Below are 14,692 nucleotides of genomic sequence, written 5' to 3'. Positions count from 1 at the left end.
GGAGGGGGACGTCATGCGCGTCGAGCACATCACGGTGGTCGTGCCCGCCCACGACGAAGAAGCGCTGCTGCCGCACTGTCTGGAGGGGTTGCGTGCCGCCGCGCGGGAGGTGTCCGTGCCGGTCACGACGGTGGTGGTGCTCGACGGATGTACCGACGGCAGCGAAGCCGTCGTCCGTGAAGCGGACGTCGACGTCGTGGTCCTGGGTGCGCGGAACGTCGGCGCGGCCCGTCGTGCGGGTTTCGACTCGGTCGCCCCACGCTCACACGAATGGTTCGCCACGACGGACGCGGACTCGCAGGTCCCCGCCCACTGGCTCTCGTCCCACCTGCAGCACGCGAGTCGTGGGGCGCAGTTGGTGGCGGGCACGGTGGCGGTCACCGACTGGTCGGGGTGGCCCGACCACGTCCGGTCGCGGTACGGCAGCGCTTACCGGTCCGGCGCCGCCCATGGGCACGTGCACGGCGCGTCCCTCGGATTCTCCGCGGATCTGTATCGGGCGGTGGGAGGTTTTGCCGCACTGCCCGCGCACGAGGACGTGGATCTGGTGCAGCGGATGGTCGGGCGGGGAGCGAACGTTGTGTGGAGTATCGACGCCCCAGTGGAGACGTCGGCGCGAGTCGAGGCCCGAGCCCCGCAGGGGTTCGCCACGTACCTCGAGGGATTGCAGGACCGATGAGCGCCGACGTGACCCACGACAGCAGCCCCGCCGCCGCAGCAGTGCGGGCGATCATCCTTTCGGGGGACGCGGAACTGCCGCTGCCGGGCGGCGGCTCGACCGCAGCCCGATGGGCGCGGCTGACGCAGTGGTGCCGCCACGACCTCTCGGTCGGCCGGCTCCTCGAGGCGCACGCAGACGCGGACGCGATCCTCGCCGAACTCGACGGGACCCGCGCCGGCCGGAACGAGTTCTGGGGGGTGTGGGCCAGCGAGCCACCGCACCCCGTGCTGGACGCCTCCCACGACGCGGCCGGGTGGCGCCTGCGGGGGACGAAGGCATGGTGCTCCGGGGCATCGATGTGCACGCATGCCCTGGTCACGGCACGAGTCGACGGGCAACCCCGGCTGTTCGCCGTCGACCTGCGGGAATCGGGTGTCACGGCGGGCCGCGGAGGCTGGCGAAATTCGGGCATGGCGGCGACCGACACCGAATCGGTGACGTTCGACGGCGTTCCCGCGCGACCGGTCGGCGCTGCGGACGAGTACCTCGACCGTCCCGGGTTCTGGCACGGCGGCATCGGGGTGGCGGCGTGCTGGTTCGGGGGCGCGCTCGCCGTCGCCGAACCGCTGCGGGTGCGGGCCCGGAGCGGCCGCGCGGACAGCCACCAGCTCGCGCACCTCGGGGCGATCGACGTCGCCGTCAGCGCGGCACGATGGGCATTCGAGTCAGCGGCCGGGGAGGTGGATGCGAGCCCCCTCGATCGGAGGTCCGCCCAGACGCGCGCGTTCCGGGTGCGGGCGCTGATCGAGCGGACCGCGAGCGACGTGATCGACCGCGTCGGCCGCGCGCTGGGTGCCGCGCCCCTCGCGACGGATGCCGGTCATGCCCGCAATGTCGCGGACCTCCTCGTGTACATCCGGCAATCCCACGCCGAGCGCGATCTCGCGACACTCGGCGCACTCGTCGCGGGGGAGGACTGACAGTGGACAACGGCACCAGATTCCGGGAGCTCCCGGTGGCCGCGCGCGGCACACCGGAGGACGAATGGCAGCCGTGGCTGGCGTCCACCCCCTTCCTGCCGGTACCACCCGCGGAGTGCGACCGGTTGGTCGTCGTCGCACCACATCCCGACGACGAGGTACTCGGTGTGGGCGCGCTGATGGCCACCGCCGCGGCCGCCGGTATTCCCGTCGTGGTGGTGGCGGTGACGGACGGTGCGGCGTCCCACCCCGACTCGCCGACGCTGACGCCCGACGCACTGGCCGCCGCACGGATCGCGGAATCGAACCAGGCGACAGCACTGCTGGGTGTCGGCGAACCACTGCGACTCGGAATACCGGACGGCGGGGTGAGCGCGCACGAGCACGAACTCACCACCCGCCTCGTCGGCGTGCTCACCGCGACCTCCGGAGAAGCGGAGAGGGTGTGGGTGCTCGCCACCTGGCGAGGCGACGGCCATCCCGATCACGAAGCCACCGGAAGAGCTGCGGCAGAAGCCTGTTCGATCACCGGTCACCGACTGATCGAGTATCCGGTCTGGATGTGGCACTGGGCGCGGCCGGCCGATCCGGCGGTGCCCTGGAACCGGATACGCGTCCTGACCCCGGCCGCGGAGATCCTGGAACGCAAACGCCGTGCCGTCGACGAATTCCGCACCCAGATCCTCCCGCTTTCCGAAGACCCGCGGGACGCCGCGATCCTCCCGCTGTGGGTGCTCGCGAGACTGATGCGGACAACGGAATGGGTGCTGTGGTGAGCGCGATGGATCCCGGCTACTTCGAAACGATGTACGCCGAATCAGCCGATCCGTGGGGCTTCGACGAACGATGGTACGAACGCCGCAAGTACGCGCTCACTCTCGCGGCCCTGCCCCGCCCGCACTATCGGCGGGCGTTCGAACCGGGGTGCTCGATCGGCGTGCTCACGGCGCACCTGGCGCGGCGCTGCGACCGGGTCGTCGCAACCGACGTGGTACCGCGTGCGCTGGAGAGCGCACGGGACCGTCTGCGTCGCGAAGGACTGGCAGACCGGGTGGAACTCGGCCGGGCATCGCTGCTCGACCCGTGGCCACCGGGCGCCTTCGACCTCGTGGTGCTCAGTGAGGTGCTGTACTACCTGACGCCCGCCGACCTCACGACCACGCTGGGACGTGCCGTCGTCGCCCTCGAAGAGGGTGGCACCCTCGTGGCGGTCCACTGGCAGCATCCGGTACCGGAGTATCCGCAGACCGGGCGCGCGGTGCACGAGACGGTCGCGGCGACCGACGGCCTCCACCGTGCCGGGGCGTACCGGGACGCGGACTTCCACCTCGACGTCTACACCCGGGGTCCGGTGCCGTCGGTGGCCGCGGCGGAAGGGTTGAGCTGACCCGGCGTGCCCTCATTGTTCGGGCAGGCTCCCGGTCTCGAGGAAGATGACGCGCCTGCCGATCTCGACCGTGTGGTCGCAGAACCGCTCGTAGAAGCGGCCGAGCAGGGTGATGTCGACGGCGGACTGGACACCGTGCGGCCAGTCCTCGGCCTGGGTGATCGTGAACAGGCTCCGATGGAGATCGTCCATCGCCTCGTCCGCCGTCAGCAAGCCGCGTGCGCGCTCGGGATCGCGGTGCTGCAGCACCTGCTCGGTTTCCCTCGCCTGCGCGACGGCGACGGCGCCCATCTCGGTGAACACGTCCAGGACCTCGTCGGGAACGACGTGATCGGGATGCCGTCGGCGGGCGATCTTCGCGATGTGCACAGCGAGACCGCCCATGCGGTGCAGATCCGCGGAAATGTGGAGGCCGCCGACCATGAATCGGAGGTCGTGCGCGACCGGTGCCTGCAGCGCCAGCAGGGCGAAGGCACGCTTCTCCCAGTGCGCCGCGGCATCGTCGAGCTCGCCGCTCACGTCGATGACATGCTCGGCGAGCTCGAGGTCTGCCTGCAGCAGTGCGTCGCTCGCCTCCGACATCGCGGTAACGGACAGCCGGCACATGGAGGCGAGATCGCCGGACAGGCTGTCGAGGTTTTCCGCGAAACGAGTACGCATCGGCTCAGCCTAGGGGGTTCTATGACAACTGCCTCGATCTACCGGGGGTCGGCGTGGGCCAGCTTCCGGTATCCCTGCGCGCCCGCGCGGTCCACCGCCGCCTTGACCAGGCCGAATACGGTGCCCTGCACGGCCGCCGCGATCAGCACTTCGCGAGTGCTGCGTGAGAGATCCTTGGGGTCGGGAGCCTCCGATTCGCCGGCGACACGCTTCCACACCTGACCGAAAACCGCACTGGCCGCGATTCCGCCGGCGACACTCGCGGCCAGCGCCAACGGTTTGTACATTGCCTTCGATACGGCACTCATCTTCCCGCCCTTCGCATTCGATCCCATCGATCGCTCTCGGTACGGCGAGTACCCGTATTCGCCGTCCTCACACCGCGGTGCAGCGACGCCGGCGATTGTTTCGTTCGAGCCCAGGGCGGGGACAGTGTTCTGTATGACCAACGAATCAGCTGGAGAGCCAACTCGCATCGTAGTGGTGGGAAGCGGCTTCGCCGGATTCGAATGCGCACGTGCTCTCGCGCGGCGTCTCCGGGGGACCGATGCCCGCATCACCATGATCTCGCCACACGACTACATGCTGTACACCCCGCTCCTGCCGGAGGTGGCGGGCGGAATCCTGGACGCTCGGTTCGTCACCGTTCCTCTCTCCGAGGCGCTGCCGAACGTCGAACTGGTGAAGGGCAGCGTCGATTCCGTCGACTTCGACTCCCGCACCGTGCACGTGACCGACTGCGAGCAGGGCGTCGAGGACGTGGCCTGGGACCGGGTGGTGCTCACCCCCGGATCGGTGACCCGCCTGTTCGACATTCCCGGGCTCGCCGAGCACGCGAGGGGGCTCAAGACGCCGGCCGAAGCGCTGTACTTCCGCGACCAGCTCCTCACCCAGATCGAACTCGCCGAGCGGGACACCGACCCTTCGGTTGCCGATGCCCGCCGAACGGTCGTCGTCGTGGGTGCGTCCTACGCGGGCACGGAACTCACCGCGCAACTGCGCGCCCTCGCCGACGAAGCGGCCGCACGGCGAAAACTCGACCCCGCGAAGATCCGGTTCCTGCTGCTCGACGCCGCCGACACGGTGATGCCGGAGGTAGGGGAGAAGCTGGGCGGCAAAGTTCTGGACGTGCTGCGCTCCCGAGGCATCGACGTGCGCCTGGAAACCACCCTCACGGAACTCGGACCCGACCACGTCACGCTCGACGACGGCACCGTGATCCCCACCCGCACCGTCGCCTGGGTGACGGGCGTGACCGCCAGCCCGCTCATCGACACGCTCGGGTTACCCAGCGAGAAGGGGAGATTGACGGTGCGCCCCGACCTCTCGGTGGACGGGCATCCCGACGTCTTCGCGGGCGGCGACGCCGCGGCTGTTCCTGACCCGAAGAACAGCGGATCGGTCACCCCTCCCACCGCCCAGCATGCCGTGCGGCAAGGACAGGCCCTGGCCCGCAATGTCGCGGCAAGCCTGGGCGTCGGCGACCCGAAACCGTACAGCCATCGCGACATGGGTCTCGTCGTGGATCTCGGCCCGGGGTTCGCCGTCGCGAACCCCCTCGGCATCCAGCTGTCGGGGTTCCTCGCGAAGGTGGTCACGCGCGCCTACCACCTCTACGCGATGCCGAACGCGGCCAACCGCTGGGCGGTCGCTCTCGCCTACCTCACCGATCTGCTCTTCCCTCGCCCACTCGTGTCGATCGGGCTGGTCACCGATTCGGCATCGCGGTTCGCAGCCGGTGAGGGCGTAGGGGCACAGTCGTGAATCCACGGCGTTTTCGGCACGACGCAACGAAAGGAACAGGTGATGACTGAGAGCAAGAAGGAATTCGTCGCACTTCGCCTCGACGAGGTGATCCACGAATGGGAGGCGAACGCGCCTGCCGGAGGTTCGGAATCCGGGGGATCGGAGGGGCCGTTGGTCACAGCTCAGCGCCATCGCGCCGAGATAGACACCGCGACCGACGACCGTGTGGACGAGATCGCTGACGCGTATCCCGAGATCGCGCAGGCGTGGTCGTCCCGCGGAGCCTAGGACCCCAGCAGCCTCGCGAGCGGACTGGACTCGAGGTGGTCCAGTAGGTCCTGTGCATCCTCGAACACCGCCTCCGCGCCAGCCTCTGTCAATTCGGCGCGGGAAATTCCGCCGCTGAGGAGACCGACAAAGGTGACCCCGGCGCGGGACGCCGCTTTGCCGTCCCACACCGCGTCACCCACCATCACCGCAGTGCCCGAGGACGTGGACGAGCGGTCCATCGCTGCGCGAATCACTCCGGGATCCGGTTTGGCGGAATCGACGTCCTCGGACGACGTGGTGTGCGCGATGTACGAGTCGACCGACAGGACCTCCCGCAACACGTCCAGCTCCTCCTCGGGAGCGGAGGTGGCGAGGACGACCTGCACACCACGCCCGTGCAGTTCGCGGACCAGTTCCCGGGCGCCGGCGAGCGGCCGCATGCTGTCCCGCGCGCCGAGGTAATACGTCTTGTGGAGGTCCTTCGCGCGGTCCCCGAGCGCGTTCGCGTCGTCGCCGAGTAGCGATTCCAGGAGAAGCGACGAATCCAGTCCGATCGCGCGATGCACCCGCCACGCGTCGACGTCGTGCCCGACCTCCCGGAACGCTCGCTGCCACGCTCGCACGTGCAGATAGTTGGAGTCGACCAGCGTGCCGTCGACGTCGAACAGCGCTGCTCTCACGGCGGTAGAGGATTCCGAAGACATAGGCTCGAGCAAACCACAGTGCCCGGTGCGTGGCGACCATTGCGTAGCTCACGTTTTCGATCCGGGGAACGTGGGTAAGCGCTGGGAGTCCATGAGGTACTCGTTCGAGGGAGTGGTCGTCATCGAAGCACACTGCGACACGTCGGCTTCGGCTTCGGACGTGTGGTCCGTTCTCGCCAACGGATGGCTGTACCCGTCCTGGGTGGTCGGGGCGTCACGCATGCGTGCCGTCTCCGCCGACTGGCCCGCCGTCGGAAGCCGTTTGCATCACTCGGTCGGGGCCTGGCCCGCGTTGATCGACGACTCCACCGAGGTCCTGTTCGCCGAAGAGAATCGTGAACTGCGGCTGCTGGCCCAGGTGACGCCCACGAAGGCCGTTGTGCGACTGCGACTGGAGCCGCGTGGATCCGGCTGCCACCTCCAGATGTCCGAGGCCGCAGCCTCCGTACCGCTGAAGTGGGTTCCGCGGACGGCGCAGGACCTCGCGGTCCTCCCCCGAAATCTGGAGTGCCTGCGCCGGCTCTCGTTCCTCGCCGAGCGAAACACGAAACCCTGACGCCGTGACAGGGCGGACAGTCGACGCCGTCGTCATCGGAGCCGGGCCCAACGGTCTCGCCGCGACGGCCACCCTGGCGGAGGCCGGCTGGGATGTCGTCCTCCTCGAACAGCAACCGGAACCGGGTGGCGCCGTCAGGTCGGCCGAACTCTTCCCGGGTTTCCGTACCGACCTGTTCAGTGCGTTCTATCCGCTGGCGGCGGTGTCGCCGGCGATCCGGCACCTCGACCTCGAGGGTGTGGGTCTGCAATGGAGTCAGGCGCCCGCTGCGGTCGGGCACCCCAGGCACCCGGACGACGACGATGCCCCGCTGATCCACCGGGACCCAACTGACACAGCGGCCGACCTCGAGCGCAGGCAACCGGGGGACGGACAGGCGTGGCTCCGGCTCTTCGAGCAGTGGAAGGACGTCAAGGAACCGTTCCTCGACACCCTGTTCAGCCCGTTTCCCCCCGTCCGCGGACCACGACGACTGCTGTCGCAACTCGGCACCGCGGAAGCACTCCGGCTCGTGCGTTTCCTCATGCTGCCCGCGCGCCGGATGACGCACGAGCTGTTCGACGGGGAATCCGCCCGGGTGTTGTTGCTGGGCAACGCAATGCACGCCGACACACCGGTCGACGCACCCGGAAGCGGAGTCATGGGATATCTCCTGACCATGCTCGCGCAGGACGACGGGTACGTCGTCCCGGTCGGTGGGGCCGGCGCACTCTCCGCCGCGATGGCGGAACGAGGGAGACGGAACGGCGCAGAAATTCGTTGCGGCGAGGAGGTGACGTCGATCGAGGTCACCGGGGGAGTGGCGACAGAGGTCCGCACTGCGGGCGGCGACCGGTATCTCACCAGACGCGCGGTGCTCGCGGATGTCTCCGCGCCCGCACTGTACGGACGGTTGCTGGATTCCTCCGTGGTACCGGCGGGCGTCCGAGCCGACCTGGAAAATTTCGAATGGGATACCCCCGTCGTCAAGGTGAACTACGCACTCGACCGCAAGATTCCGTGGCGCTCGCGGAGCCTCGAATCCGCCGGAACCGTGCATCTGGGCGCCGACGACAACGGACTGGTCCGGTGGATGGCCGACCTGACCACAGGCGTGATCCCGACACACCCGTTCCTGCTGTTCGGTCAGATGACGACATCCGACCCCAGCCGTTCGCCCGAGGGAACCGAAAGTGCCTGGGCCTACACCCATCTGCCGCGGGGAATCACGGACGACGAGTCGGCGGAGTTGCTCGCGCACCGGGTGGACGCAATGCTCGAATCGCACGCGCCGGGATTCGCCGAGCGGGTGGTCGGGCGCAACGTGCAGCGTCCGGGCGACCTCGAGGCAAGCAACGCGAACCTGCACGGCGGCGCCGTCAACGGCGGCACCGCCCAGCTGTACCAGCAGCTCGTCTTCCGCCCGACCCCCGGTTCGTCCGGGCCCGACACGTCGATCGGCCGGCTGTACCTGGCCAGCTCGGCCACCCACCCGGGCGGCGGTGTCCACGGTATGTGTGGGTACAACGCGGCCCGTGCCGCGCTGGCCGACCACGGACGGTGGGGGTTGATGCGGAGGAAGGTCCGCGGCCGCATCGTCGACCTCGTGGTCACCGACGGTAAGCGGTCCGCGCACCAACGCTGAGCGGCGGGACCGCTAGGAGTCGATACGGTCCAGGAGCCAGCGCGGACCGAACGTGCGGGCCCCGAGCGCCTCGACTCGGTTGCGGAGTCCCTGGTCTGCGGTGACGACGATGATCGGCCGGTCGCCGTCCGCCTCGGCGGCTGCGGCCACCACGTCGACGATCGCGTCGTCGCCCGAACTGTCCGCCGATACCACCTGCAGGCCCTCGAATTCCGCGCTCGTCGCTCCGGTGACGGCGGCCTTCGCCGCGCCCTCGAGGACGACCACCACCTCGGAGGGCTGATCCAGGCGCTGTTCGAAGGTGGCGAGCTCGGCGAGTAATCGTCGGGCCGCGCCGGCACGATCACGCCACCAACCGTCGGGTCGCGAGCCGACGACGTTCGCAGCGTCCACCACAACCAGCGCAGTCCTGTCATCAGCCACCTCCTCAGTCTCCTCTCGTCACACCGCCGTGTGGGTGCGATGAGGCTGGTTTGTCGGGGGAGTGGTGGATTCGGCCGCAGGACGCGCCTGTCGCGGGGGAGGGCTCGGTGGGCAGTTCTGGTGCAGCAACAGCCGCATTCGTGACGCGGCATACCCCCCGACAATGCCCGTCCGGCGGTAAGACGACTGTTGTCAGACTCTGACTCGGACGGAACACCACAATTACCCGACTTTTGTGTGGTTGTTTCACGCTGCCGGGGTAGTGGGACTACCACTTGCACCTCCCGACCCCGTTCACAACCTGGCCGAATTGCTTTGATCCTCAGCCAGATGCCGAAGTAGGGGAGAGGGCACTACCGGGCCGGCCGAGCGACCACGGGGGAGTGCACAAATCGCCCGGCATTCAGGCGAGTCGGGGAGCGCTGCGATCCCGAATCGCGCAAGCCCCGGTCATTGCCGCTCGTTCGTCATCCCTCACGGTATGTGACTCGGACCGTGACGGAACGCCTTGATTTACCGAAGTTAGTAGGGTTGCATCGGCGAGAACCAACTGTCCTCACCACAACCACCGGCGTTCGTCCCCCCATCCATCACCTCGACAACCAGCACATACGACGCGCCTCAGCTTCGCAGCTGGGTATTGAGCCGCGCGGCCTGTCGTGTGAGGTGGTCGCGTTCGGGGAGGTTGGGCGCCGACCGGGCAGCTTCGGCATAGAGCCGCGCTGCGGTCGCAGGGTCACCGTCGCGCTCGTGTAGGTACGCTGCGGCCGCGGAGTACCGGGGAAGGGTGGGGTCGAGCCCCTCGAGGGCAGCCAGGCCTGCTCTCGGGCCGTCCGCCTCGCCGACCGCGACGGCGCGGTTGAGGCGGGCCACCGGGCTGTCGGTGAGGCGGACCAGTTCGTCGTACCACTCGACGATCTGCACCCAGTCGGTCTCCTCGGCCTTCTGGGCGTCGGCGTGGAGCGCCGCGATGGCAGCTTGGGCCTGGAACTCGCCCAGTCGGTCGTGGGCGAGGGCTGTCTGGAGCACGTCGACGCCCTCGGCGATCAGGCGGGTGTTCCACAGGCTGCGGTCCTGCTCGGCGAGGGGCACGAGGCTGCCGTCGGTACGGGTCCGTGCCGGACGCCGGGCGTGGTGGAGCAGCATGAGCGCGAGCAGGCCCGCGACCTCCTCATGGGTGGTCATGGCCGCCAGTTGGCGGGTGAGCCGGATCGCCTCGACGGCGAGATCGACGTCACCGGAATAGCCTTCGTTGAAGACCAGGTAGAGCACGCGCAGAACCGTGGCGACGTCGCCGTGCTGGTCGAACCGGACGCTCGAGACGGTCCGCTTGGCCCTGGTGATCCGCTGGGCCAAGGTCGACTCGGGCACGAGGTACGCCTGCGCGATCTGACGCGTGGTCAGGCCACCGACGGCGCGCAGCGTGAGCGCGACGGCCGAGGCCGGTGTCAGGGACGGGTGCGCGCACAGGAAATACAGCTGGAGCGTGTCGTCCACCGCCTCGCCCGGGCCGGGTACGGGCTCTGCCTCCACGAGCACCTCGCGGTTTCGGCGGGAGCTGTCGGCGCGGGTGGCGTCGAGGAACTTGCGCCAGGCCACGGTGACCAGCCAGCCCTTGGGGTCTCGCGGCGGATTGTCCGGCCACGCGCGCACGGCTTCGATCAGGGCGTCCTGCACGGCGTCCTCGGCCGTCGCGAAGTCGGCTCCGCGACGGACGAGGACGCCGATCACGGTGGGGGTGAGGGTCCGCAGAAGTGCGTCGTCCACCGTCACTCCGTGATGGTCGGGGGCTCAGTCAGGAAAGGGCGCACCTCGAGCCATTCGTGGATCGGTTTCCCACCCGCCCCCGGGGCCGCGGACCGTTCGCCGGCCAGTTGGAGCGCCCGTTCGTGGCTCTCGACGTCGATCACCATCCAGCCGGCGATCAGGTCCTTGGTCTCCGCGAACGGACCGTCGGTGACCGGCGGTCGCCCCTCGCCGTCGTAGCGGACGAACGTGCCCTCCGCGGAGAGTGCCTGGCTGTCGACGAACTCTCCGGTGCCCTCGAGCCGGGCGGCGAAGTCGTTCATGTTCTGCACGTGGGCCGAGATTTCCTCCGGCGTCCATTGGTCCATGGGCACGTCGTTGATCGAGGCGGGCGCGCCACGGTAATGCTTGAGCAGCAGGTACTTGGCCATCATGTTCTCCTTGGTGCGGTGCGGCCCATTCTGGCCGTGTTCACTCCGGGGACGAAGCGACGCGTTGGTTCTCGACATCCCTGCACGAATTCTTTTCGATCGTCGCGATCCGTGACGGACGGTCAGCTCCTCCACCGTTCGGCGATGATCCCCTCCGGCCTGCGCATGGTGTAGACGGCACCGACTGGCGCGAGGGCGTGTTGTGATGTACAACATACTCGTAAGTTTGTGACTCACGTCACTCAGCTGCTACAACGGGGTACGCCAACTCATGACCCGCACCACGGTGCATCAGGACGATCAGCGCGCGATGCCGCCGCCCTCTGTCGAGGAGCCGCGACACCGCCACACGCTGCGTCCGACCGTGTACATCGCCTCTGTCTCGGCGGCAACCGCAACCGCTCCCGCCGTCGCCGTGACGGGATCCGTGCTCGTCGCCGTCGCCACCTCCGTGTCAGTGCTCGCCGCCGTAGTACTTGCCGCGCTCCTGATCTAACCGTCCGCCTCGCGGGCGCACCCTTCGACCACCACGCGGCACTCGCCGGCGCAGAAGACAGAAAGCACTCACATGAACACCTTCACCACGCCCACCTCCGCTCGCAATCGCGGCTTCGCCCCCTCCCGAGGCTCGATGAGCACGATGGAGATCAAGAACCGCATCGAAGCAATGTTCCGCGAGGACGACGAGCGCGAGTCGAAGGCGATCAGAGCGGAGTAGTACCGGCGCCGGCTCCGCGCACATCCTCCCGAAGTTGCGAGTCGAGAGAGACCCGCACCAGGGCGGCCGCCAGTTCCGCCACTCGACCCTCCGGGGCAAGGGCGGACAGCGCGTCGGGATCGTCCGGCAGTCCCAGCTCGCGCGCAGACTTGCTCGCTCGCGTGTCGAAGTAGGGCCGCACCCACGGCCACACGTCCTCAACTTCCCGGAGAAAGATGTCGGCGCCCACCGGGCCGATTCCATCGAACTCCGTCAATAACCGAACTGCTCCGGAGATCTCCTGATCGCAGGCTCGGGCCAGCCGGCGCAGGTCGCCGCCATACTCGTCGTCGACTCGAACTGCGGCGGCGTGCAGACGGGTAGCCGTGCTCTCGTCATAGCGCACGTAACCCGCTCTGCCGAGTGCAGAGATGATGGTGCGGCGGTCCGCCGTGCGTACCGCGCGTGGGCTGCGCAAGCCCGCTCGGAACAGTTCCCGGGCCGCCGCGACAGCGATCTCCGAGGAGATCCGCGTGCTCATCAGCAAAGACAGTGTCAGCAATTGGAAGAGCGGCGTCGGGGTGTCCTTCAAGGTCACGTGCGACGCGAACGGGGGTCGCGGTAGTACTCGCCGAAAATCGGGCGGATACGAGCCCCAGAATGTGCGCCGGAGTGTCCGGTAGCGCACCGTTCAGGCGTGGTCGGGGCAGATCAGCTTCGGGTCCGTTCGCCACTCCGCCCCGGTGAGCCATCGCCGCACGGACTGGGGGTGGGAACCGAATACGCCGGAAAGGGGCCGCGGGTTGCTGTAGGCCCTCGTCAGGCGTCGTTGTCGACAAGGGCCCCGACTACGAGTGGGCCGGGCAACGGAGCGTCGGGCTGATCAGCCATCCGGCGTTGGTGAGCCAGCGCTGGGCGATGTCGGGCAGGTGGGCGGGGTCGGAGGCGAGAGACGCGGTGAGGATCGGGCCGTCGCCGCAGACGGCGCACGAGATGTCGAGGGTCGGTCCGGTGGGTTGACAGCTGCGGCAGTGCCGCCCGGTGGCGATCCGGCCGGGCCGGTCGCGGTCGGGTTCGAGCCAGGTGATGTCGAGGTCGGCGCGTTGGTGGAGGGCCTCGGCGCGGGTGGCCGGCTCGTGTCCGCAGGTCGGGCAGGCGCGCGGCGCCGGCGCCGCGGGTGCGGGATCAACCCGGTCGGTCGGAGTCGGGGCGGCCTCGGTGGCACCGTCCGTCGTCGGTCTCGATGCTGCGGGCGGAGGTTGGGGTAGGGGCCCGCCCGGGTGGGTCGGTGCGCGCGTCGACTCGGCCTCGGCCAGCGCCCGGTAGAGGGAGGCGACCGAGGGGTGTGTGCCCGCGTTCTTGCCGGTCTTGATGGTCAGCTTCGCGGCGATCTCTGGCACCGGGGTGCCCTTGGCCCTGAGCGCGAGCGCGAAGGTGAGCATGTCCTCGTCGATGACCTTCGGCCGCCCGCCGTGGTGGCCCCTCGCGGCGGCGGCCTGCTGTCCTTCGAGGGTCTTTTCCCGGATGTAGTTGCGGTCCAGTTGTGCGGCCACGGCCAGCACGGCGAACAGCATCGCGCCCATGCCGTTCGGGTCGTAGATCCCGGTCAGCGGGCCGGTGAGCAGTTCGAGCTGGATCCCGTCGGCGTCCAGGGTCGCCGAGAGCGCCATGAGCTCGGCGGCGTTGCGGGCGAGGCGCTTCATTTCGTGCGCGCACAGGATCACCGGTTGGTCGGGCGCGGTCGCCTTGATGTCCCGGGCCAGGGCGAGGGCCCTGTCGAACTCGGGCCGGACCGTGATCCGGCTGCTGATCTTCTCGGAGAAGATCCGCGTGCACCGGGCGCTTTTCAGCGCGTCGATCTGGATCTGCAGATCTTGCTGGGCCGTGCTGCAGCGGGCGTAGCCGAGCCGGATCGGGGCTCCGGCCGGTGCCGGTTCGGCCGCCGCGACTGGCGGACTGGGCGTCCACGGCGTGCCGGGGCTGCGGTTGGTGGGGACGGCGACGGCCAGGGACTCGCGCAGCGCGGGCACGAGGATGAAGCGGGCGGTGTGGTACTTCGCGGCGACCCTGCCCGCCCGGGTCCGGCAGGGGCTGCCCGCCGGCGCCTCGCAGTTGGGACAGCGGTGGCGCTCGACCGCGGCGGCGGCCTGTTCCGGGGTCAGGTCCATCCCCGAAGTGTCGCAGAACTCTCTCTCAAAAGTTGCGGGTTGTGAGAGGAGTTTTGAGAATGGCGACCTGGGCGGACACGAGTCCGGCGGGGTGTTCTCAGAACTCGCACAATTGGTCATTTGTGCGAGACACACGGCGGGTCCGCGACACTGCAACCCCAGTTGCCGAGCGTGGCACAGTCCGTCATCGGAATCGAGCCGGGCTCACGGCCGAGAACGCGCACGCATACCGCATCCCGATGACGTAATACGCTGAAAACAGGATATCTCCCCGTTTCGGCGACACGCCGAGCCGGCATTGGTTCCCATGCGACAGCCATCCTGCGAACCCGCAGGTCACCGCTGGCGCTCGATCGCCGTGCCGAATCTGGGACTTCTGGGGCTGATGTTTCCTGTGAGATTTCTGAGCGACATGGTTTACGTTGCGAAGGAGCGTCGGGCCCGCCGCTGACCGAAGTCCCCTCACAGAGACAGGTGTCGGATGGCTAACACAACACAGAGTGTGGTTTCGCCACGCCCTAAACGTGGTTCACCGCTGAAATCCCTGATCGTCGCGTCGTTGGCGGTGGGGATGATCGCGTCAGGCGGAGGGGCAGCGATGGCTCAACCAACGACTTCGCCCACCACCACGCCCACACC

The 14,692-nt window shown here is 68.7% G+C and carries 17 protein-coding genes and 1 pseudogene; 10 read left to right on the top strand and 8 right to left on the bottom strand.

The annotated features are described in order from the left end of the window. Positions 1-13: 13 nt before the first annotated feature. The 4 genes from FND50_RS19375 to FND50_RS19360 are packed head-to-tail and all read left to right on the top strand — an operon-like array spanning position 14 to position 3,028. Complete coding sequence (locus tag FND50_RS19375) at positions 14-679, top strand: glycosyltransferase family 2 protein (protein WP_054246535.1); 666 nt, start codon at positions 14-16, stop codon at positions 677-679. Further along, a complete protein-coding gene (locus FND50_RS19370) occupies positions 676-1,641 on the top strand; it encodes an acyl-CoA dehydrogenase family protein (RefSeq protein WP_144286758.1) in 966 nt (321 codons plus the stop codon). The genes FND50_RS19375 and FND50_RS19370 overlap by 4 nt, the downstream gene beginning before the upstream one ends. Positions 1,642-1,643: 2 nt before the next feature. Further along, a complete protein-coding gene (locus tag FND50_RS19365; RefSeq protein WP_144286757.1) occupies positions 1,644-2,417 on the top strand; it encodes a PIG-L deacetylase family protein in 774 nt (257 codons plus the stop codon). Continuing rightward, positions 2,411-3,028, top strand: a complete 618-nt coding sequence (locus tag FND50_RS19360) for a class I SAM-dependent methyltransferase (RefSeq protein ID WP_144289110.1) — start codon at positions 2,411-2,413, stop codon at positions 3,026-3,028. The genes FND50_RS19365 and FND50_RS19360 overlap by 7 nt, the downstream gene beginning before the upstream one ends. A gap of 12 nt (positions 3,029-3,040) precedes the next feature. Here FND50_RS19360 and phoU read toward each other — a convergent pair whose 3' ends face one another. Both phoU and FND50_RS19350 read right to left on the bottom strand, forming a co-directional pair. Then, positions 3,041-3,688: a phosphate signaling complex protein PhoU gene (gene phoU, locus FND50_RS19355; RefSeq protein ID WP_005255784.1), complete on the bottom strand. Its 648-nt coding sequence runs from the start codon at positions 3,686-3,688 to the stop codon at positions 3,041-3,043. Between the two features lie 38 nt (positions 3,689-3,726). Further along, positions 3,727-3,996: a DUF4235 domain-containing protein gene (locus FND50_RS19350; RefSeq protein WP_037203470.1), complete on the bottom strand. Its 270-nt coding sequence runs from the start codon at positions 3,994-3,996 to the stop codon at positions 3,727-3,729. Positions 3,997-4,129: 133 nt separating this feature from the next. On the opposite strand from FND50_RS19350, the gene FND50_RS19345 reads away from it, so the two are divergent. Both FND50_RS19345 and FND50_RS19340 read left to right on the top strand, forming a co-directional pair. Continuing rightward, positions 4,130-5,452 carry an NAD(P)/FAD-dependent oxidoreductase gene (locus FND50_RS19345; protein ID WP_144286756.1) on the top strand — a complete coding sequence of 441 codons (1,323 nt, stop codon included), beginning with the start codon at positions 4,130-4,132 and terminating at the stop codon, positions 5,450-5,452. A gap of 42 nt (positions 5,453-5,494) precedes the next feature. Further along, positions 5,495-5,722, top strand: coding sequence for a hypothetical protein (locus FND50_RS19340; protein WP_144286755.1), 228 nt, complete (start codon positions 5,495-5,497; stop codon positions 5,720-5,722). On the opposite strand, the gene FND50_RS19335 is transcribed toward FND50_RS19340, so the two are convergent. Further along, positions 5,719-6,408 (bottom strand): HAD family hydrolase, encoded by a 690-nt coding sequence (locus tag FND50_RS19335; RefSeq protein WP_144286754.1) that lies wholly within the window; start codon positions 6,406-6,408, stop codon positions 5,719-5,721. The genes FND50_RS19340 and FND50_RS19335 overlap by 4 nt on opposite strands. A gap of 91 nt (positions 6,409-6,499) precedes the next feature. Here FND50_RS19335 and FND50_RS19330 point away from each other — a divergent pair, with 91 nt between their 5' ends. Beyond that, entirely contained in the window at positions 6,500-6,964 is a 465-nt protein-coding gene (locus tag FND50_RS19330) for an SRPBCC family protein (protein ID WP_005255793.1), read from the top strand. A gap of 4 nt (positions 6,965-6,968) precedes the next feature. After that, positions 6,969-8,588 carry an NAD(P)/FAD-dependent oxidoreductase gene (locus FND50_RS19325; RefSeq protein ID WP_144286753.1) on the top strand — a complete coding sequence of 540 codons (1,620 nt, stop codon included), beginning with the start codon at positions 6,969-6,971 and terminating at the stop codon, positions 8,586-8,588. 12 nt (positions 8,589-8,600) lie between these two features. On the opposite strand, the gene FND50_RS19320 is transcribed toward FND50_RS19325, so the two are convergent. From FND50_RS19320 to FND50_RS19310, 3 genes are all read right to left on the bottom strand, one after another. Then, positions 8,601-9,011, bottom strand: coding sequence for a PIN domain-containing protein (locus FND50_RS19320; protein WP_144286752.1), 411 nt, complete (start codon positions 9,009-9,011; stop codon positions 8,601-8,603). A gap of 621 nt (positions 9,012-9,632) precedes the next feature. Beyond that, positions 9,633-10,778, bottom strand: coding sequence for an RNA polymerase sigma factor (locus FND50_RS19315; RefSeq protein ID WP_144286751.1), 1,146 nt, complete (start codon positions 10,776-10,778; stop codon positions 9,633-9,635). Positions 10,779-10,780: 2 nt separating this feature from the next. Next, positions 10,781-11,188 carry a YciI family protein gene (locus FND50_RS19310; RefSeq protein ID WP_222105577.1) on the bottom strand — a complete coding sequence of 136 codons (408 nt, stop codon included), beginning with the start codon at positions 11,186-11,188 and terminating at the stop codon, positions 10,781-10,783. A gap of 271 nt (positions 11,189-11,459) precedes the next feature. Here FND50_RS19310 and FND50_RS19305 point away from each other — a divergent pair, with 271 nt between their 5' ends. After that, the gene (locus tag FND50_RS19305) at positions 11,460-11,684 is read left to right on the top strand and encodes a hypothetical protein (RefSeq protein ID WP_144286750.1); all 225 of its coding nucleotides are present in this window, start codon (positions 11,460-11,462) and stop codon (positions 11,682-11,684) included. Between the two features lie 72 nt (positions 11,685-11,756). Continuing rightward, positions 11,757-11,906, top strand: coding sequence for a hypothetical protein (locus tag FND50_RS36185; protein ID WP_155756038.1), 150 nt, complete (start codon positions 11,757-11,759; stop codon positions 11,904-11,906). On the opposite strand, the pseudogene FND50_RS19300 reads toward FND50_RS36185, so the two are convergent. Together FND50_RS19300 and FND50_RS19295 are read right to left on the bottom strand one after the other, a co-directional pair. Continuing rightward, positions 11,893-12,492, bottom strand: a pseudogene (locus FND50_RS19300) (endonuclease); the annotation flags it as partial. The gene FND50_RS36185 and the pseudogene FND50_RS19300 overlap by 14 nt on opposite strands. A gap of 241 nt (positions 12,493-12,733) precedes the next feature. Then, entirely contained in the window at positions 12,734-14,053 is a 1,320-nt protein-coding gene (locus tag FND50_RS19295; RefSeq protein WP_144286749.1) for a recombinase family protein, read from the bottom strand. Between the last annotated feature and the right edge of the window lie 639 nt (positions 14,054-14,692).

The organism is Rhodococcus sp. WB9, assembly GCF_007558985.1.
Classification (GTDB): Bacteria; Actinomycetota; Actinomycetes; order Mycobacteriales; family Mycobacteriaceae; genus Rhodococcus_F; species Rhodococcus_F opacus.
The sequence above is the reverse complement of the archived record's forward strand: the minus strand, read 5'-3'. Positions and strand labels throughout refer to the sequence as shown.